13 protein-coding genes are annotated in these 20,936 nt (G+C 43.9%); all 13 read left to right on the plus strand.

What is annotated here, in order from left to right; translation table 11 throughout:
• The first annotated feature begins 36 nt into the window (after positions 1-36).
• Positions 37-4,170, plus strand: coding sequence for a non-ribosomal peptide synthetase (locus C7B77_RS01785; protein WP_106299728.1), 4,134 nt, complete (start codon positions 37-39; stop codon positions 4,168-4,170).
• A complete protein-coding gene (locus C7B77_RS01790) occupies positions 4,148-5,431 on the plus strand; it encodes an O-antigen ligase family protein (RefSeq protein WP_245893995.1) in 1,284 nt (427 codons plus the stop codon). Before C7B77_RS01785 ends, C7B77_RS01790 begins: the two co-directional genes overlap by 23 nt.
• Positions 5,431-6,738, plus strand: coding sequence for an oligosaccharide flippase family protein (locus tag C7B77_RS01795; RefSeq protein ID WP_106299730.1), 1,308 nt, complete (start codon positions 5,431-5,433; stop codon positions 6,736-6,738). The genes C7B77_RS01790 and C7B77_RS01795 overlap by 1 nt, the downstream gene beginning before the upstream one ends.
• A 68-nt stretch (positions 6,739-6,806) precedes the next feature.
• Positions 6,807-8,084, plus strand: coding sequence for a glycosyltransferase (locus C7B77_RS01800; protein WP_219891957.1), 1,278 nt, complete (start codon positions 6,807-6,809; stop codon positions 8,082-8,084).
• 107 nt (positions 8,085-8,191) lie between these two features.
• Entirely contained in the window at positions 8,192-9,388 is a 1,197-nt protein-coding gene (locus C7B77_RS01805) for a glycosyltransferase family 4 protein (protein ID WP_106299732.1), read from the plus strand.
• Positions 9,389-9,441: 53 nt separating this feature from the next.
• A complete protein-coding gene (locus C7B77_RS01810; RefSeq protein ID WP_106299734.1) occupies positions 9,442-10,503 on the plus strand; it encodes an NAD-dependent epimerase/dehydratase family protein in 1,062 nt (353 codons plus the stop codon).
• 82 nt (positions 10,504-10,585) lie between these two features.
• Positions 10,586-11,392, plus strand: a complete 807-nt coding sequence (locus C7B77_RS01815) for a WecB/TagA/CpsF family glycosyltransferase (protein WP_106299736.1) — start codon at positions 10,586-10,588, stop codon at positions 11,390-11,392.
• 131 nt (positions 11,393-11,523) lie between these two features.
• Positions 11,524-12,618: an endo-1,4-beta-xylanase gene (locus C7B77_RS01820; protein ID WP_245893996.1), complete on the plus strand. Its 1,095-nt coding sequence runs from the start codon at positions 11,524-11,526 to the stop codon at positions 12,616-12,618.
• Positions 12,619-12,796: 178 nt separating this feature from the next.
• Positions 12,797-13,669: an O-fucosyltransferase family protein gene (locus C7B77_RS01825; RefSeq protein ID WP_146138142.1), complete on the plus strand. Its 873-nt coding sequence runs from the start codon at positions 12,797-12,799 to the stop codon at positions 13,667-13,669.
• Positions 13,670-13,860: 191 nt separating this feature from the next.
• Positions 13,861-14,643 carry a WecB/TagA/CpsF family glycosyltransferase gene (locus tag C7B77_RS01830; protein WP_106299742.1) on the plus strand — a complete coding sequence of 261 codons (783 nt, stop codon included), beginning with the start codon at positions 13,861-13,863 and terminating at the stop codon, positions 14,641-14,643.
• A gap of 265 nt (positions 14,644-14,908) precedes the next feature.
• Positions 14,909-17,221, plus strand: a complete 2,313-nt coding sequence (locus tag C7B77_RS01835) for a GumC family protein (RefSeq protein WP_106299744.1) — start codon at positions 14,909-14,911, stop codon at positions 17,219-17,221.
• 402 nt (positions 17,222-17,623) lie between these two features.
• Positions 17,624-19,435, plus strand: a complete 1,812-nt coding sequence (locus C7B77_RS01840) for a hypothetical protein (protein ID WP_106299746.1) — start codon at positions 17,624-17,626, stop codon at positions 19,433-19,435.
• Positions 19,432-20,661, plus strand: a complete 1,230-nt coding sequence (locus tag C7B77_RS01845; protein WP_106299748.1) for a glycosyltransferase — start codon at positions 19,432-19,434, stop codon at positions 20,659-20,661. Before C7B77_RS01840 ends, C7B77_RS01845 begins: the two co-directional genes overlap by 4 nt.
• Positions 20,662-20,936 lie beyond the last annotated feature (275 nt).

Consider the following 20,936-nt stretch of genomic DNA (forward strand, 5'->3'; position numbering starts at 1 on the left):
AAAACGTATCTATCTTTAATTTAAAACCGTTTCTTTATGATGGATTGTCTCTCAGAACCCACTACTAATATTGAAGACTCGCAAGTTTCCGAACTCGAACTATTATTGACGACATTGCCTTCAAGTATGGCGATCGAACCAACTGCGGAGTCAAATTTATTAGCAGTTGATTTCGATCCATTTGAAGACGGCGAAATATTGCTGACGGCTCCCGCTACCGAATCTCAGAAAGAGATTTGGCTGGGCGTCCAATTGAGTAAAGAAGCCAATTTGGCTTGTATGTTATCTCAATCACTGAGATTGACAGGTCAGCTCGATCTCGATGCCCTGCAAGGGGCGATCGAACAATTAGTCAACCGCCACGAATCATTAAGGACGACTTTTAGCGGCGATGGCATGACAATCTCGATCGCCAAAGCCATCGAGTTTCAGTCGCCAATAATAGATTTAACAAATTTAACTGAAAGCGCAAGAAAGGCCGAGATCGATCGCCAGCAACAGTTATCTGTGAGCGAACCATTCGATCTGCGACACGGCCCACTATTTCGCACGACAATTCTGAGATTGACCGATCGCGAGCATTTATTAATTTTTACCATTCATCACATTGTTTGCGATGGCTGGTCGATGGGAGTTATTGCCGCAGATTTAGCCAAGTTTTATACGGCTCTCAAGCGCGGAATCGAGCCAGCAATCGGACAACCGGAGTATTTTAGCGACTATGCTTTTGCCGAACGGGACGATCTTGGCTCCCCAGAATCGATCGAGATCGAAGCATATTGGCTCGATCGATTTGCAGATTTACCACCGATTTTAGAGCTGCCGACAGATTATCCCCGTCCGCCGCTCAGAACATTTAATTCTGGTTGCGAGTATTATACTTTGCCAGCTAGTTTAGTCGATCGAATCGAAAAATTGGGTGTCAAAAATAGCTGTAGCCTAATGACTACCCTCTTGGCAGCGTATGAAATATTTTTATTTAAACTCACCGGACAAACAGATTTGACAGTAGGCGTGCCGACATCCGGCCAAATTGCTGCGGGGAAATATAATTTAGTCGGGCATTGCGTTAATTTTTTACCATTGCGGAGTAGGATTGCTCCCGAAAGCAATTTTAGTAGGTATCTTCGATCGCGAAATAGTGCGATTCTCGACGATTACGAGCATCAAAATTTTACCTTTGGGAGTTTATTACAAAAACTACCCATCCCCCGCGATGCCAGTCGCATTCCGCTAGTTGCGGCGGTGTTTAATATCGACCTCAATTCCGAAGACGATCGCGATGCGTTTGACGGATTGACTAGAGAAATTAGCTTCAATCGCAGCTCGTTTGCCACCTTTGAGTTTTTTCTGAATGCAGTAACGACTCCTCAAGGTCATGTCACGCTGGAGTGTCAATACAATACTCACTTATTTAGTGCTGCAACTATTCAGAATCGGCTCCAAGAATTTGAAAATCTGCTCGCGCAAATTGTCGCCGATGCCGAACGACCGCTGCGCGAATTATCGCTGCTGAGTGCGGCTCAAACCGATCGATTATTAGTCGAGTGGAATCAAACCGAGACTAATTATCCCCACGATCGATCTATTCCTGAGCTATTCGAGCGGCAAGTGGAGATTTCTGGCGATGCTATTGCTCTAATCTTCGAGGAACGACAACTTACCTATCGCCAGTTAAACGATCGCGCCAATCGATTGGCTAACTACTTAATCGCCAGCGGCGTCAAATCGGGCGAGCTAGTGGGCATCGCCCTCGATCGATCGATCGAGACGATCGTGGCAATTTTGGGCGTTCTCAAGGCGGGTGGAGCCTATTTACCGCTCGATTTGAGCTACCCACCCGAAAGGCTGGCGTTCATGCTAGCGGATGCCACAGTATCGGTCTTACTAACTAACCAAACCTCGATCGCTAGATTGCCGGAGCATCTGGGAAAAACGATTTGTCTCGATCGCGACTGGGATGAAATAGCTACTGCTAGCTCTGCCAATCCCCAGCAGTCGGCCAAATCTGACGATCTCGCCTATGTGATGTATACATCTGGCTCGACGGGACAGCCCAAAGGCGTCTGCGTCCCGTATCGCGGCGTAATTCGCCTAGTTAAGGATACAAATTATCTCGATTTTAACAATACCCAAGTCTGGCTCCAACTCGCACCGATCGCCTTCGATGCCTCTACCTTGGAGATTTGGGGCAGCTTGCTCAATGGTGGCAAACTCGTCCTATTTCCGGGCGAGAAGCCCTCTCTGGGCGAATTAGGACAAATTATCGATCGACATCAAATTACTAGCTTGTGGCTGACGGCAGGGCTGTTTCATTTGATGGTGGACGAGCGGATCGAAGATCTGCGCCCCTTGCGTCAACTGATTGCTGGTGGTGACGTGTTATCCGTCTCCCACGTCCAAAAAGTGCGATCGACGCTGCCAAATTGTCAGTTAATTAACGGTTACGGGCCGACTGAGAATACTACTTTTACCTGCTGCTATCCAATTACCAGTCTAAATGGATTGAATTCCATTCCGATCGGGCGACCGATCGCTAATACCCAAGTTTACATTCTCGATCCCGATCGTCAACCAGTGCCGATCGGCGTTCCTGGCGAACTGTATATCGGCGGCGATGGCTTGGCACTGGGCTATCTCAATCGACCCGATTTAACTGCCGAAAAATTTATTGCCAATCCTTTTGGATCGGGAAAACTCTATCGGACGGGCGATTTAGTCCGGTACTTGCCAGAGGGTGAGATTGAATTTTTGGGACGCATCGACAATCAAGTCAAAATTCGCGGCTTTAGGATCGAGCTGGGCGAAATCGATGCCGTCCTCAGCCAGCACCCGCAGGTGCGAGAAGTGCGAACTATCGATCGCGAAGATCGTCCGGGAGATAAGCGTTTAGTTGCTTATATAGTTACCGAGAGCGCGCCACCAGCTACTGAAGACTGGCGATCGTTTCTGCTCTCTAGATTGCCAGAGTATTTGGTGCCATCGGCATTTGTGACGATCGATGCTTTACCATTAACGGCTAATGGCAAAGTCGATCGTCGCGCCTTACCGCTGCCAGAATCCATGCTAGATGTCTCCGCTGCGCTCAGAGTCTTTCCTCGCGATGAGATCGAACTACAACTAGCCGAAATTTGGGAACGGGTTTTAGACGTCCAGTCGATCGGGATTAGAGATAACTTCTTTGAACTAGGCGGTCACTCGCTGATGGCCGTAAGGTTATTTGCCGAAGTCGAAAAGATTTGGGGTCAAAATTTACCGTTAGCAACTCTGTTCCAAGCCCAGACGATCGAATTACTAGCCAAGGTATTGCGCCAAACAGAATGGGTCGCACCCTGGTCGTCATTAGTTGCGATTCAACCGCACGGCTCCAAAACACCAATCTTCTGTTTTCACCCGATCGGCGGTAACGTGATGGAATATTACCCCTTAGCCGATTATTTAGGCAAAGATCGCCCGATTTATGGTTTGCAATGTCAAGGTCTAGATGGCAAGCAACCATTATTAAAAAGTATCGAGGAAATGGCCAGCCACTATATTCAAGAGATCTTAACCGTTCAACCACAGGGGCCTTATTTAACGATCGGTTATTCTTTTGGCGGCTTGTTGGCTTATGAGGCAGCTCGGCAACTATCACAAATGGGCAAACAAGTAGATTTACTCGCGATCGTCGATTGCAATGCTCCCACTCTTCAAAAAGTGCGCCCATCATTTCTAAAATCTATTCAAATTCATTTGAGTTATTTAGGTGAATTAGACAGTCGCGGTAAATTTCAATACATTAAAGATCGCATAGACTATCGCTTTAATAATGTCGATTATCGCGAATTCTTGTTGAGGACTTTCCCCGAAGATGCACAACCTTCAAGCGAATTACTCCAGCTAATCGATAATAATTTTGCAGCAGATCGGGAGTATACTGCTAGACCGTATAACGGGAAGCTAACCTTATTTAGGTGTAAAATGCAGATATTAGATTATTATTTGTCTCCCGATCTGGGTTGGGGCGATCTAGTCAATGGCAATCTGGAAGTTTATAATATCGATGGATCTCACTATAGTATTATGAGAGAGCCGATTGTCAAATCGGTAGCAGAAAAAATAGAGGATTACTTGAACGAAATATCGGTAGGCAGTAGTAAAGAAGGAGATGAATTACATTCTCATGAATAAATATCTCCAGATTGCCGAACGATGGTTTGTGATTTTATCACTGATATTTTACTCTTCAGGGCCGCTTCCATTAATTCTTTCGGGCGGTGCCGGACAAGGAATTGACGAAGAAACAGTGGTGTCGATCGACTATACGCTACCACAAACTATATTTTTTATCAATTACCTGATTTCTTTATTTCTGTTGATTATTCGCTGGAGAAAAGCAACTTACACATTGAGTAAAGAACCCACGATCTGGTTGCTCATGGTAATTGCATTAATTTCGGTGTTTTGGTCTTTCAATCCCCAATTGACTCGACCAAGAAGTATCGCTTTAGCTGGTACCAGTTTATTTGGATTGTACGTGGCTTCGCGATTCAGTATCCGAGAACAAATCAAACTATTAGGATGGAGTTTTGGAATAATTGTCGTGATGAGTTTTCTGCTAGCGATAATTATTCCTTACTATGGCACGATGGCCTCTGGCATTCATGCAGGAGCTTGGCGAGGCATCTATGTCCACAAAAATGTGTTGGGTAAAATTATGGGACTGAGTGGGATAGTTTTCGTACTGCTATCGCTGGATACCAAACAAAAACGCTGGTATCCTTTAGTGGGACTGGGCTTATCATTTTGTCTGTTATTTCTATCGAAATCTTCGTCAGCGATGATTAATTTCCTGACAGCGATCGGTACGATCCCGCTCTACAATACTTTGCGATGGCGATATCATTTTATGATACCAACGATAATTGCCACCGTGATTGTGGGTGGGGGTTTATCATTGTGGCTGAATGAAAACTCCGCAATGTTATTGGGTTCGATCGGTAAAGATCCGACATTGACAGGTCGGACGGAAATGTGGCCTTTTATTATGGAAATGATATGGAAGCAGCCCTGGCTGGGTTATGGATATAGTGCCTTTTGGAATGATTGGGATAGTCCTGGAGCTTATGTGTGGTATGCCGCGAGGTGGACGTCACCAAACTCTCACAATGGATTTTTAGATTTGTGGTTAGATTTTGGATTGGTGGGCTTAATTATCTTTTTGCTCGGATTTTTGCAGACATCGCTCAGAGGCTTAAAATATATTCGAGTAGATAAATATTGGGCGAGTTTTTGGGGGTTGTTATATTTGACGTACTTAATGTTAGGTAATTTGACGGAAAGCTCTCTAGTAGCGCGTAATGATATATTTTGGTTGCTGTACATTACTATTTCATTCTCATTAGCAATAAATAGCTCAAAAACAGACGAAATGTCTATCCAGAAGTCATAATGCGGTATTTACAGGCGATTCAAAATTATCTCGATCGGCTCATGCAAAAGCCCCTCGTCAAGGGTGTGGTGTGGCTGCTCGTAGGGAGAGGACTAAGTTTAGTCTTGCAAGCCGCTTACTTTATAGTTATCGCTCGGACATTGGGCGCGGCGAAATATGGCGAATTTATAAGTATCACCGCACTAATGGCGATCGTCTCGCCTTTTGTCGGATTGGGTATGGAAATTTTGCTGCTCAAAAATGTCGCCAAAAATCGCAGTTTATTTGCGGCCTACTGGGGTAATTCTTTGGTAGTAACTTTGGGGACGGGAGTAGGATTTATTGCTTTATTAGTATTACTGGCTCCCTTTTTGTTACCTCGATCGATCTCAACACTAGCGATCTTATTAGTAGCGGTGAGCGATTTGATTTTTGGCAGTATTACCAATATCGCAGGCAGAGCATTTCAAGCAATCGATCGCTTGAATGTATCCGCACAAATCGGCATCTTTGTCATGTTTACTAAGGTGCTAGCCGCGATCGCACTATTGAAGTATTTTCCCAATCCCACAGGCTTGGAGTGGGTGGGATTATACTCAGCTAGCACTATACTTTCAGCAATACTGGCAGCCATTCTAGTTCAGCGGTGGTTGGGGCCACCAACATTAGAATTAGCTCGCATCAAATCCGAGCTGACCGAAGGCATCTCCTTTTCAATTAGTAATTCGGCCTACACCATTTATAGCGATATCGACAAAACCATGCTGGCGCGCCTATCGACGCTATCGGCTACCGGGATCTATGCTGCTGCTTATCGGTTGATCGATGTGGCTTTTATTCCGGTAATTTCGATTTGTGGTGCCGCCTATGCCGATTTTTTCCGCAAAGGCAGAGATGGAGTCGGTGCGGCATTAGCTTTTGCCAAACCACTAGTCGTTATTAGTGGCTCTTATAGCCTGCTAGCAGGGCTGGGGATGCTCGTACTTTCGCCTGTCGTCCCGATGGTCTTAGGAGATGAATACATCCCCGTAGTAGAAGCATTACGGTGGTTGTCGCCAATTCCCCTATTTAGAGCCATGCAACATTTAGGTGGCGATATCCTCAGCGGTTCTGGCTTTCAAAGTTGGCGCAGCGGTGTAGAAACCAGTATTGCTGTATCTAATGTTGCACTCAACCTGTGGTTGATTCCGTTATATTCCTGGCATGGTGCAGCGTGGGCAAGCTTGGTTTCGGATGGATTGCTAGCGGTGTTGTTTTGGCTGTCAGTGGCGTTCTTTTATTGGAAACAAAAATCCCCATCTTATGAAGGACGCTCGGATGAGTTATAGCAATCCTAATTAAAAAACTATCTTATCTTCTTTACTCTGCGCCCTCTGCGCCTCTGCGGTTAAAAATTATGCAGTCCATAAGCACTAGTAAATTTGAAAATAATTTAGGCTGGCTATATAAAGATAAATTTATCAATATGAAAATAACTTTGATTTGTCAAGAAATTCCCTATCCCGCAATTCATGGCAGTCGCATCGATATGTGGCGAAGAATTAAAGCTTTTGCAGATCGAGGAGTCGAACTGCAAATAATCTGTTGGTGGTTTGGCACCCCACCACTGGCTGAAGAACTAGCAGAAATTCATAAACATGCCAGACAAGTACATGCGCTAGAAATCGAGCAAACTTCGCTCTCGCGGTTGCGCCGAGCTACCGATTTATTAACTTATCCCCTGGGAACTTCATCGAGACGGATCAAGGGACAAAAATTAGCCGATCTCCGACAACAAGTTCAGGAATTTAGTCCCGATCTAATTTTTTTAGATGGTCTTCATGGCGGTGCGATCGCGACCATCTTGAGTAGAGATTTAAATGTACCGCTAGTGACCCGATCGCATAATATCGAACATCTCTATGTTAAAAAATTATTTAATGCAGCGATCGGCATTAAAGATCGAATTAAAAAATATTTATCGCTGCTGCACTTAGAACGATACGAGAAAGAGATTTTAGCAAATAGTGCCTTGTTTTATGATATTTCTGCCGACGATCTTAAGTTTTGGCAGCAACTCAATTTTACTAATGGTCGATTGCTACCGCCAATCTGTGAGTTTGTAGGCAGCCCGCCATCAGACACGAGTACAGGCAATCCAGAACTTAAATCTACTTACGATCTGGTATTTTTAGGTAACTTAAATACCGAAAATAATGTCGCAGGCGTAATTTGGTTTTTGAGCGATGTATTGCCAATTATTCGCGAACGATTACCGACCGTAACAGTCGCGATCGCCGGATTCAAGCCTGTCGATCGCATCGTCGAGATTTGCGGTACTGCTGGAGTATCTCTCATCGTCAGCCCCGTCTCTGCTAGCGATACTTATCAGTCGGGCAAAGTTCTCATCAATCCGATCTTGACAGGTAGTGGTGTCAAAATTAAATCGATCGAGATGTTACAATTTGGCAAATCGATCGTCTCTACGAGCGAAGGTGTCTCTGGATTGCCGATGGCAGTTAAAGAATATTTTAGAATTGCTGACGACCCAGTGGCATTTGCCGATGCCGCGATCGAATTTTTATCCACAGATCGAGTCATCCCCGCGATCGATCGACAGCTACTAGCAACTCATTTCGGTACCGATATGATGACTAATGCGATCGCCGAACTAAAATCGATTGCCAAAATATAAAACATTTTTATTGACAGTTTCTAAGTATGATTTTAATTTTTATAATCGAATTATCTTGCTGTTACCATATCTAAAATCATAATTATCAATTATCAATTAATTTATCGATGCTAGAATCACAAACTACAATTAACAAGCCGCCCGATCGGGCAATTAGTACCGACTCTTTACGAATTGCTCTGCTATTTCCGACCGTAGAATTGGGCGCATACTGGCAACCAGTACTCAAAGAGTTGGCCGAGATTTTGCAGCAAGTGATGTTATACACGGGTCGTCCCTGGGCGGGGTTCGATCCGGCAGATCCCGAAAATGCCACTGTCGAAGTCGTGGGAACGGCTGTCAGGGTAACGGATTCTCAAGAAAAAACTGACTACAGCGGCGGTTATTTGATGTTATCGTTCGGGATTATCGGACGGTTGTTGGCCTTTAAGCCGCAGGTAATTATTGCCTCAGCATTTTCAATGTGGACGATGCTGGCGGTAATATTCAAACCGATCGGTCGGTGGCGGATCGTCCTAGCATGGGATGGCAGCTCGCCAAATGTAGACTTTCGCGACTCCCCGTCGCGTCAATGGATACGGCGGATCGTCGCGCGGTTTGTCGATCGATTTATTACTAATACCGAAGCTGGCAAAGCGTATTTTTGCGAGTATTTGGGTATCGATCCCGATCTCATTACGGTCAGACCCTATCTAGTTCCCGACACCAAAACTTTATCGGGTCGCTTGGCCTCGACAGCCGTCATCCCTCTGAATCCACCGTCGCCAATTTTCCTGTATGTCGGTCGGCTCGAAGAACGCAAAGGAGTCCATCTGCTCCTGCAAGCCTGTCATATCTTGCGGCAACAAGGTTGTCAGTTCTCACTGGCGATCGCGGGACGCGGCCCCCAACAAGAAGAACTCCAAGCCTATTGCCGCAGTCACAATCTTGACGATTGCGTCCAGTGGTTGGGCTGGATCGACTATCGGCAATTGGGAGGATACTTTCAACAGGCGGATGTATTTGTATTTCCATCGCTAGAGGATATCTGGGGGATGGTGACGCTAGAAGCGATGGCTTTTGGCAAACCCGTTATCGGCTCCAAGTGGGCTGGCTCGTCCGAAGCAATCGTCGATGGCGAAAATGGTTGGATCTGCGATCCCCACGATCCCGCAGCCATGGCCGATCGGATGCGTAAAGCGATCGATCGACCGGAACTAATCTCAACGATGGGCAAGGCGGCAGCCGCCACGATCTCTGAGCATACGCCTCAAGCGGTAGCGTGCTTTTTGGCGGAAGTTAGTCTGGACTCGATCGAAAAATAAGCTGTTACTCATTTAAATTCGATCGCACATAATCATAAAAATTTAGTAATAACATGAGTGTAGTAATTATCACGGGTTCGGCAGGTTTAATTGGTTCGGAAGCAACAAGATTTTTTTGCGGTCTCGGCATGGATGTCGTCGGCATCGATAACGATATGCGTAAATTCTTCTTTGGTGAAGAAGCTTCCACCACCTGGAATCGCAAACGACTAGAAGCAGAACACACAAATTATCAACATTTCGATGTCGATATCCGCGATTATGACAAGATTAAGAGCATTTTTGAACGTTTTGGTAAGGACATCTCATTAGTCATTCACACTGCCGCTCAACCTTCTCACGATTGGGCTGCTAGCGATCCATTTTCAGATTTTTCTGTGAATGCCAATGGTACGCTCAACTTGTTACAAGCAACTCGCGAAATCTGCCCGGATAGTCCGTTTATTTTTACATCGACAAATAAAGTCTATGGCGATTTACCAAATTCGCTACCGTTAGTAGAACTAGACAAACGTTGGGAAATAGACTCATCTCATCGCTACTATTCAGGTATTGCGGAGGACATGAGCATCGATAATAGCAAACACTCGCTGTTTGGCGCATCTAAAGTTGCTGCCGATGTTTTGGTACAAGAATACGGTCGTTATTTCGACATGAAAACCGTTTCCTTCCGAGGTGGTTGTCTGACTGGGCCGAGCCATTCTGGCACGCAGCTACACGGCTTCTTGGCTTATTTAATGAAGTGTGCGGTTACGGGCAAACCCTATACAATTTTTGGATATAAAGGCAAACAAGTTCGGGATAATATTCATTCTTCCGACTTAATTGCCGCCTTTTATGAGTTTTATCAAGCTCCTGGCAGCGGGCAAATTTATAACATTGGTGGCGGTCGCGAAAGTAACTGCTCGATGTTAGAGGCGATCGAATTGTGCCAAAAAATTACTGGTAAGGAATTTAACTATTCTTACAAAGATGACAATCGCAGCGGCGATCACATTTGGTATATTAGCGATTTGTCTAAGTTCAAACAAGCTTATCCCAATTGGTCGATTAAGTACGATGTTCCCCAAATCTTGCAAGAGATTCACGACAAAAACATCGAGAAATGGAATTAAATATAGATCGTAGATTTGTAGGTTGGGTAGAGCGAAGCGAAACCCAACTCCCTAATTTAAATTTTAATAAATAGATTAAATCGTGATTAATAAAGGCAAACACTCCATCTTAGGAGTAAACGTACACGCAGTAGATTATGAATACGCAGTCGCGGCAATTGTCGCTGCTGCCGAACAAAAACAACCGTTTGCGGTGAGTGCTTTAGCCGTACATGGCGTGATGACTGGATTTATGGATGCGATCCATTTACGACGTCTGAATGGACTGGATTTGGTCGTTCCGGACGGACAGCCAGTGCGGATGGCACTAAAACTCATCCACGGCCAAAAATTACCCGATCGCGTATATGGCCCCAATCTCACGCTCAAAGTGGCCGAGGCTTTTGCCCAGCGGGGATTAAAGCTCTATTTATACGGCAGCAAACCGGAAGTATTGGCCGATTTGGTTGTCAATTTAAAACGGCAGTTTCCCCAGTTACAAATTGTCGGCCAAGAGCCTTCCAAATTCCGACGCTTGAATGAAGCCGAGCGATTGGAAGTAGCCAACCGGATTAAAGCATCTGGTGCCGATGCGGTGTTCTTGGGCTTAGGCTGTCCGCGCCAAGAGGTCTGGGCTTATGAATATCGAGAGCTAGTAAATATGCCGATCTTGGCTGTTGGGGCTGCTTTTGATTTCTTTGCTGGCAACCTCTCTCAAGCCCCAAAAATCATGCAGGATGCCAGTCTAGAATGGCTGTATCGGCTGATTCAAGAACCAAAACGCCTCTGGCAAAGGTATCTGATTCTCAATCCTATTTATGTGTGGAATGTGTTGCTCCAATATACTGGCTTAAAAAGGTTTAAACCTGCGCTGCCAGATGGGAATGAGAGCATTGAATCTTTTGGTTGATTGTTTATAACTAAAGCAGAGCGATCGTGGTTAAGTTCTCTTGGAATCGGTTGTTGTCTAAAAGACAATTTTTAATAGTAGGAATTAGTTCGGCAACTGCTATAACAATTTTATTTTTAAGTAAACTCCAGGTGCTGAGTTATTTAATTTATCCCTTCAAAAATGAGGGGAATAAACTTGCCCGCAGCCAGTCCCGAAAATTCACAGTTGTTGGGAAGAAGTCTTTGCAACAACGGGCAAAAGCCAAGGGACTAATTTATGGGGCTTTTCCAGAAGCTGACGATCGAGCATTTGCACTCGATCGTCAGTTGCAGTCTCAGTTTATTCGCGAATGTGCGATGATGGCGGTGGGGACTTTTTGGTTTACGCATCGTCCCAATCCAACCAGTTTTGACTTTACTAGTTCCGACTACTTTGTCAAGTTTGCACGCACTAATAATATCCAGATGCGAGGCACTCCGCTCGTCTGGCATGAATTTTTACCAGACTGGTTAAAAGCAACGCTGAATAGTAGTAATGCCAAGCAAATTTTAACCAACCATGTAGAGACGATCGTCCGACGTTATGCTGGCGAAATGCACGCGTGGGATGTGGTTAATGAAGGCATCGACGTGGGCGATAAACGTCCCGATGGACTCAGAAATACTCCGTGGCTGAAGTTTTTGGGGGTAGATTATATCGATTTAGCTTTTCGAGTGGCAGCAAAAGCCGATCCGCGCGCTAAATTAGTTTATAACGATTTTGGCGTAGAATATGACGAGCCTGGATATGACAACAAACGCGAGGCAATCTTAAATTTATTGCAGCGGCTCAAATCGAAAGGTACGCCAATTTATGCACTAGGTATCCAATCGCATTTATATGGCGATCGCGAGACTTTTAATGTTGCTAAATATAGAGAGTTTCTCAAAAATGTAGCAAGCTTAGGTCTAAAAATTATGATTACCGAGCTGGACGTTGTCGATAATAAGTTACCGCAGGATATCGATCGGCGCGATCGCATTATTGCCGGAGTTTATGAAGATTATCTATCGGTTGTTTTAGCCCAAAAGGCCGTTGTTTCGGTAACTACTTGGGGCTTGAGCGATCGCTATACTTGGCTTGCAGGCAAAAGTCCGCGCGCCGATAAAGCAGCGTTACGTCCGCTACCTTTCGATCGCAACTACAAACCCAAACTCGCCTGGAATGCGATCGCCCGTGCTTTCGATCGCGCTCCCAAACGCTAGTACGATCTCATCAACAATTGGTCATTACCGATCTAAAATATGATTCTCAATCTATGACAACAAACTGATTCCTATCGATCGCCCGATCTTCGGCAGACTATGAATCTCGATCGTAGCTTCAGCTTGATTGAAATATATCGATTCTCTAGACTTATCACATCATCACAATCGCGAAAAAATGCCAGAGCGTCATCAATCTTCAGTCATATGTATCAAACCGATCGGTGGCTTGTGTAATCGGCTACGAGCGATCGATTCAGCAATCGCTGTGGCGAAAGAAAATCATAGCTCCGTACATGTTATTTGGCCGATGAACGACCTCTTAAATTGTCGGTTTGAGGATTTGTTCGAGCTTCCTGCTAGCATCGATAAGATCGGTCAACCAAATACGAGCGGCTGGTTAAATAAAGCGATCGAGAAATTTTATCGCACAAAAATTGGTGGAGTTTTTCAGGATTTATATTTAAGGTATATTGTCAGATCGTTCGATGTAGTTTTGACATACGATCGCATGGAAGGCTATAAAAATTGCGACTATCAAGGTTGCGATTTTGCAGCGATGACTGCCAATAAACGAGCTTATATCACGACCTTTCATGCATTTTACGATGCCGCTCGTCCGTTTGCCGATTTTGTGCCAGTTCGGCAATTACAAAACATCATCGACGATTATACCAAAGGCTTCGAGAATGTCATTGGCGTTCATATCCGCCGGACTGACAATCGACAATCTTTAGCCGCTAGTCCGACCACAGAATTTGTGGAGTTAATGCAGACAGAAGTTCGTCAAGATAGCAACGTCCGATTTTTTGTAGCCACAGACTCACCATCAGAAGAAGAGTATTTAAATCAAACTTTTCCAGGTCGCATTATTACTTATCCCAAAAAATCGCTGGCTCGTCACGATCCTGAAGCAATTAAAGATGCCGTTATCGATCTTTATTGCTTGTCAAAATGCCGAAAATTAATCGGCAGTTACTATAGTTCTTTTACCGATACTGCCCACCAAATTAATGGGATTGAATATACGATCGTCAACGATCGATCGTAAATACGCCAGCTATATTGTCAGTATTTTGGCCGATTTAATGTATAAAAACTTTATTGTATTGTTGAAACATAATGAAGTCGTCGCTACCGAACAAGTTCGGGATGAGACGATCTCGCGATGATAAACACTCATCCGATCTCAGTAGCTATCGACATCCTAGCGATCGCGAATACGACGAAGATTGAAACAACATGGAATTACAGTCTGAGGAAGTAACACTAGCACATCGTTATATTATCGGTATGCGCGTCGATGCGACTAACTATGAAGATGCCACCAACCGGATTGTAACTTGGGCGCGACGGAAAGTCGGCAAGCGGATTTGTGCCGCAAACGTCCACATGGCAATGGAAACATATGACAACCCAGAATTTGCGGAAGTAGTCAATCGTGCCGATTTAGTCACCCCAGATGGAATGCCGTTAGTCTGGGGTTTGCGCGCGCTGGGGATTCAAGATGCCACCAGAGTTTGCGGCCCAAATCTCACTTTAACAGTTTGTGAAGCCGCCGCACGCCATCAGTTACCGATTGCGCTGTATGGGGGTACTCCTGAGAGCCTAATCGATTTTACTAATGTTTTGGTCGATCGATTTCCGGGAATCGAGATTGCCTGTCAGATTTCACCACCTTTTCGCGAACTCACACCCGCAGAAGATGCCGCCTACACCGCCCAAATCGTCGCCTCAGGCGCGCAAATTCTATTTGTGGGGATTGGTTGTCCGCGCCAAGAAATCTGGATGGCGGCACACCAAGATCGAATTCCCGCAGTGATGCTGGGAGTAGGGGCAGCCTTTAATTTTCATTCGGGGCGCGTCAAGCACGCCCCGCTCTGGATGCAGAAAATCGGTTTAGAGTGGCTATTTCGGCTGCTAATGGAACCAAGACGGTTGTGGAAACGTTATTTTAAGCAAAATCCTCGCTTTATTTTTTTGTTTTTCAGGCAATTAATCCGATCTCCGAGAATTGATAATTGAGAATTGATAATTACCTCTCCCCGTTCGTATTTCGATAATCGATCGTCGCTCTTTACATTCAAATTTATTGAGACTAATTGCCTAAATTTGACTGAAGTGCGATCGCGATCGCTGACTCGCAAGTATGAAAATGATAGCAACTAGATCGTCTATTGTATAAATAGATTGCAATCTATTCTAGTTTGATGAGCTGTGTAGCAAGTGTTTTGGCGGATTTAATCTCTAGAAGCTCTAGATATAATAAAAAATTATACATGCAGAATTTATGGAATCTCAAGAATCAATTGACTTAAACTTGAGTCATTATTTATTCGCAGTAAAACGGCACTGGATTCCTGCTGTTAGTATTTTTGCTGCGACAGTTGCGCTGAGTATTGCGGCAACCTCTTTGTTAAAACCATCCTATCAAGCAGAAGGAAGGTTGTTATTTAAGAATTCTACATTTAGGGTAATTGGGCCGAATCTAATTCCTAACAGTATGGAAGGAAGTGAGTCCGGCGATCTCAAGTCATTGGTATCGACTCAAAATCCCATCACCACTCAGATGGAAGTAATTGCCTCGCGACCATTATTACAAAAAACAGCCGATCGCCTCAAACTTAAAAACGATCGCGGCAAATTAATCGCAGCAAGCGATCTCCATTCTGGATTGACAACCAAAATTGTCGGCGGAGCGGATATATTACAAGTTAGCTTTAAAGGTCGCAATCCTAAAGATGCCGCCAATATAGTTAATACATTGATGAATGTTTATTTAGAAAATGATATTCAGGCCAGCCAATTGGAGGCGGAGACTGCTCGACAATTTATAGAGCAGCAGATGCCAAAAACTTTAGCTGCTGTAAATGCCGCAGAAAGCGCGGTACGGAGCTTTAAACAGCAAAATAATATTGTCGATCTCTCAGAAGAAGCTAAATCTGCTGTGAGCGTGATTGGCAACTTAGACAATAACATTAATGCCGTTCGATCGGAACTAGAACAGGCCAACGCTCAAAGTCAAGAATTATACAAAAAAGTTAATTTAAATTCTCAAGACGCTTTAGCAGTTAGCGCAATTAGCCAGTCGCCCGCAATTCAGGGCATTCTCACTCAGCTTCAAGATGTAGATAGACAGTTGGCAACTGAAAGTAGTCGCTTTTCTGATGACAATCCAATTATTGTCAGTCTCAAAGAAAAGCAATCAAAACTGAAAACACTATTATCACAACAAATTCGCAATACGATCGGGAGTCAAGCACAAATTCCCCAAGGATTGCTAAAAATTGGCGACCTCAAACAGAATCTGATTACCGAGTTACTGCGATCGCAAGTACAACAAACTGGCTTAGTTAACAAACTAAATTCCCTCCAGAGTTCTCGTGCTGCTTACGAAAAAAGAGTTAGCGTCATCCCTAAGTTGGTACAGACTCAACGTCAATTAGAACGCAAACTAGAAGTCTCTCAATCTACTTATCAATCTTTATTAAAAAAGCTGCAAGAACTCCAAGTAGCTAGAAACAAGAGTACGTCGAATGCTCGGATTATTTCGAGTGCTGCCGTTCCGGAGAAACCAGATCCAGGGCCAAAACTAATCATAGGAATTTTGGGTGGTTTGGTGGGTGCTTTATTTGGTACTAGTGCAATTGCTTATCTAGAACTCAGAGATGGATCCCTCAAAACTGTCAAAGAGATCGATAAGGTGTTTGGATATACTTTGCTAGGAATGATTCCAGCAACTCAGCGGAAAAAGAATCGCGCTCGTGCGACTACCCCAGAACAAACAACTCTAGAAATTGCAGTTAGAGATACACCTCAATCGATAACTAGCGAAATGTCCCGCACGATTCAATCCAATCTACGATTTTTAGGTGCGGATAAACCGTTAAAAACAATTGCAATTACTAGTAGTGTTGCGAATGAAGGTAAATCTAAAGTAGCAGCTAATTTAGCCGCAGCGATTGCCGGAATGGGACAAAAAGTGTTGTTAATCGATGCCGATATGCGCGTTCCTTATCAGCACCGTTTCTGGAAGTTACCACTCAAAAAAGGTTTGAGCGAACTCATAGAGCGGAAATCTAAATTTCAACAAATCTCCTGGACGGTGATGGAAAATTTAGATGTATTGACTGCTGGAGGTAAACCATCAAATCCGCTATCCGTTCTTGAATCCAAACACATGAAATCGCTCATTCAAGAAGTTTCAAAATTCTACGATTTTGTAATTATCGATGTCCCACCAATTTTAGTCGCTAGCGACGCACTAACTATCGGTCAGATTACTGATGGCGTGTTATTAGTGTCTAGACCTGGGGTAATTAATGCCAAGGATGCTAAAGCCGTCCAGGAAAAATTCAAAATGTCGCAATGTAATGTGCTGGGCTTAATTGTCAACGGTGTCATTCAAAAATATGAAACTGAAGATTATTTTTCCGCCAGCCAAGAATACTTTAGCGTTGAAGAAGAAACTGAAGTACCTTGGACTGATTACATGACTAAACTTGGCGAAACTATCGCCGATCGATCTCAATCAGATACAAAGTTTATCGAGACAGATGGTGCGACGACAATGCTAGGCAAGTTGACAAAATTTAATAACTAAAAATATGGCATCTGTCTATAAATGTGGAGAATGTTATTTAGATCGATAATATATTGTCAGCGATCGCGGTCACAATTTATCGCTCTCGGTTGAGGAGATATTTTATACACGATATTTTGCTGTAATTAACTTCACATGCTCCGCTATTTGTCTGAAATTAAGTTAAGATAATTAGCCGATCGTCAGGAAAAATCGATCGGCTATAATACTAAAACAGTTTTTTAATCTAAAAATCTACCTAAATATCAACCTTATCAAAAATCGATATCTACGATCGTTATTTAATATTATCCAAATAAAATAGGTGGAAAATTATGAGCGTTAAGCTAGGATCGATCGGCAGCTTAACGCTCTAAACTTTTGTGGATGCGAAAATTAATATGTATATTAGGTATTTAATAAATGAGTTTAAGACAAGATCGGCTGAATACTAAAGCCCTGACCATACCAGAAATAGCCATATTTCCCCTATTGGCATCGATTGTTTGGGTCGCAAATTTTTGGCACTCTGCTAGTTTCGGACTGTATGAAGATGATTGGAATAGAATTCCTAATATTATCGGACTGAGTTGGTCGGAAATATTCAATAAAGTTGTTTTTGAAACCAGCGGTCAAGGTCGTCCGTTTCACGATGGTTTTATTTTCCTGTTTTCTTTTTTGGGCATTAAACTTGGGGGATTACAGTATGCCTATGCGATCGGTGCGGCGATCGTTTCGGCAAATGCTTGCCTATTCTATTTGTTGCTAAATAAAATATATAATAATCGAGTTTTTGCCGTTACTGGAGCCTTAACCTTCTGTCTCTTTCCCGCCGACACTACCAGAGATTATCTTACTCATTCATTAGGCATCCAGCCCTCATTAACTTTTCTATTAATCGCGCTTCATTGCTACACTTCAGGAAGGATAAAACTAGCTTATCCCATCGTATTTTTATCTTTAATAGCCTACGAGCCTGTCTTTACAGTGTTCTTTGCCGCTCCGTTATTTAATAAAAAATGGGATTCAAAATTACCTAAAGAGTTAGTCAGACACGCACTGATTTTAACTAGTATTATTATCCTGACGCTAATAGTACGTAAAATTGTCGGCGAAGGTCAAGTGTCGCAGTTTGGTTTGCAATCGATCGTTTTGTTAGTACTCAACCCCATAGTTGGGTCGATTACTAGCTTGGCAATGCTAGTCTACCGACCGCTAGAAACATTATTTAAATTCAACACAGAACTTTGGCCATTCTGTCTTCTAGCTTTCATCGGTTGCGCAGGTTTATTTGCCTACTTAAAAGTAGAATCACTGCACAAAGTATTTAGCTTGCACGCGCTAGTCCGCTCGAAACGGTTTTTAAAAATACCTGAAGCGTTCGAGCCATATGGCAAACCAATTATAACTGGACTAGTCGCCCTCATGCTGGCTTATCCGCTAGCCATGACTAGTTATGGATTTGCCATTAGCGGTAGAACTACGCGAGTTCATGTAGCGGCAATTATTGGCACTTCAATCTTGTCGGCTTGTATCTGTTCGGCTATTTTAGTGACAGCTAGCAAGTACGATCGCAAGCGGTTGGCAGTTTGGGGATTAGCAGGCTTCTTTGCTTTATTAGTTGGCTTTGGACTCAGAGTTCAACAAGACTACCAGTTAATGTGGCAACATCAAAGAGGGTTTTGGAGCGATGTGGTGCGTCTGTGTCCCGATCTCACCGAAGGAACGACGATCTTTGTCGAACCTAGTGGGTTGCGCGATACCCGACAACCAATGCCGTTTCGACCATCGAGAGGTGTTTCAGATCCCAAACAAATTAAAGGACTAGAGTGGGAATTGCCGCAGGTACTAGACAATATCTATCAGTTTCCCACGAGTTGGCAATTAAAACCGAAAGCATATCGCTTACAATCAGATTGGCAAGAAAAAATATTGTCCGATCGTAATTTATTTCGCGTTAGTGCTGCGATACCTGTCATCAGTGATGATGAAATAAATCGCGAGCTTGAAAGTACTAAGGTAATTTTTCTAGAAACCAAAAGTGGTAAATTGACTCGCCGCACTGAACCGCTGACGATCGGCGATCGACAGTTTGAATTAAAACAACAGACTCGTTCGGGATTGCAACCATTTGACAAGAAATATCTCTATAATTATCTAATTCAAAGCCCTGACGAGCGACCAATTGATTACTTAATTGGGAACGGTACACCTATCAGTAAAAAATCCTCATGAGCGACAGTAACCAAAATATTCTATTGGCAGTTCCCACTGGCGCATTAGTAATTAGCGATCGAGAGAATGTAACATCTGCCCTCGACAATCCGCTGAAATTTTCTTTAATAATTCCGACCTTTAATGAAGGACAAAATATCAAAGAAATAGTTACTATTTTAAGTGGATTACTCGATCGCATCATTCCTGACGAATACGAACTGATTGTCGTCGATGATGATAGTCCCGATCGCACTTGGGAACTAGCCTGCGAACTCATCCCCACTTATCCCCAACTGCAAGTCATGCGCCGCACCACCGAGCGCGGACTCTCAACGGCAGTAATTCGCGGTTGGCAAGCCGCACGCGGCGAAGTCTTAGGCGTCATCGATGCCGACTTGCAACACCCGCCAGAAATTCTGTTACAACTCTGGGGTGAGATCGTCAAAGGTGCCGAATTATCTGTCGCCAGTCGCAACGTCGAAGGCGGTGGCGTCAGCGAATGGAGTATCGTGCGGCGATTTTTGTCGCGCGGCGCACAAATGCTGGGACTAGCCATCTTACCAGAAGTGATCGGTCGTCTTTCCGACCCGATGAGCGGATATTTTATGGTACGTCGCAGTGCGATCGCGAATAAACCACTCAGTCCTGTCGGTTACAAAATCTTAATTGAAGTCGCCGCCAGAGGCCAAATTCGGTGGATTGCTGAAACCGGATATGTATTTCGGGAACGGGTTGCGGGTGCGAGTAAAGTTACCTGGAAACAGTATGTAGAGTATATCCAGCATTTAGTGAGATTGCGGTTTTCACTATGGCCTGTGACGCGCTTTCTCCGCTTTGGCGTGGTGGGATTTAGCGGCGTGTTTGTCGATTTGGGCGTCTTTTATGTATTGAGAACTCTGTTAGGCATTGGCTTAACTCGCAGCACGATTTTGTCTTCAGAAGTAGCTATTCTCAATAATTTCTTGTGGAATGATGTCTGGACATTTGGCGATCTGAGTCGCGGTCAAGAAGGTAACCGCAAACGGTTCCGCAGATTTATCAAATTCAACCTGATCTGTCTGTCCGGCTTAATTATCAATACCTTAATTGTCAATGTTCTGTTTAATGTATTTAATATTAATGAATATATCGCTAAATTAATCGCGATCGCCGTAGTCACGTTTTGGAATTTTTGGTTTAACTTAAAACTCAGTTGGCGCGTTACCGATACCGAGAAAGACTACAGCTCTAAACCCAAACGGTAAATCGGTTGGACTGCGCTGGCGATCGATTTTCACCCTCAAATGGGTTATATATTGATGCCAGCAGTGGAGTATTGCCAACTCGAACGCAAATCTAATCCAACCGCATCTGGCTAAAATCGATCCATGGGGTGAATGCAGTACCTGAGTTAACTCACTTAAGTTCGACTTAAGCCGATCGAGGATTGAGAGCCTCAACCTCGATCGGGCGAGTGTATTAAGGTTTGATGCCACTTGTCGATCGTAGTACTTAAGTTAGGTATTATCTAGACATATCT

It is taken from the genome of Chamaesiphon polymorphus CCALA 037 (genome assembly GCF_003003845.1).
GTDB classification, from domain to species: Bacteria; Cyanobacteriota; Cyanobacteriia; order Cyanobacteriales; family Chamaesiphonaceae; genus Chamaesiphon; species Chamaesiphon polymorphus.

Bases quoted from the DNA above. Each gene is read 5' to 3' on its own strand.
- C7B77_RS01810 (WP_106299734.1), top strand. From the start codon at position 9,442: ATGAGTGTAGTAATTATCACGGGTTCGGCAGGTTTAATTGGTTCGGAA.
- C7B77_RS01835 (WP_106299744.1), top strand. From the start codon at position 14,909: ATGGAATCTCAAGAATCAATTGACTTAAACTTGAGTCATTATTTATTC.
- C7B77_RS01785 (WP_106299728.1), top strand. From the start codon at position 37: ATGATGGATTGTCTCTCAGAACCCACTACTAATATTGAAGACTCGCAA.
- C7B77_RS01830 (WP_106299742.1), top strand. From the start codon at position 13,861: ATGGAATTACAGTCTGAGGAAGTAACACTAGCACATCGTTATATTATC.
- C7B77_RS01840 (WP_106299746.1), top strand. From the start codon at position 17,624: ATGAGTTTAAGACAAGATCGGCTGAATACTAAAGCCCTGACCATACCA.
- C7B77_RS01790 (WP_245893995.1), top strand. From the start codon at position 4,148: ATGAATTACATTCTCATGAATAAATATCTCCAGATTGCCGAACGATGG.
- C7B77_RS01805 (WP_106299732.1), top strand. From the start codon at position 8,192: ATGCTAGAATCACAAACTACAATTAACAAGCCGCCCGATCGGGCAATT.
- C7B77_RS01800 (WP_219891957.1), top strand. From the start codon at position 6,807: ATGCAGTCCATAAGCACTAGTAAATTTGAAAATAATTTAGGCTGGCTA.
- C7B77_RS01795 (WP_106299730.1), top strand. From the start codon at position 5,431: ATGCGGTATTTACAGGCGATTCAAAATTATCTCGATCGGCTCATGCAA.
- C7B77_RS01825 (WP_146138142.1), top strand. From the start codon at position 12,797: ATGCCAGAGCGTCATCAATCTTCAGTCATATGTATCAAACCGATCGGT.
- C7B77_RS01845 (WP_106299748.1), top strand. From the start codon at position 19,432: ATGAGCGACAGTAACCAAAATATTCTATTGGCAGTTCCCACTGGCGCA.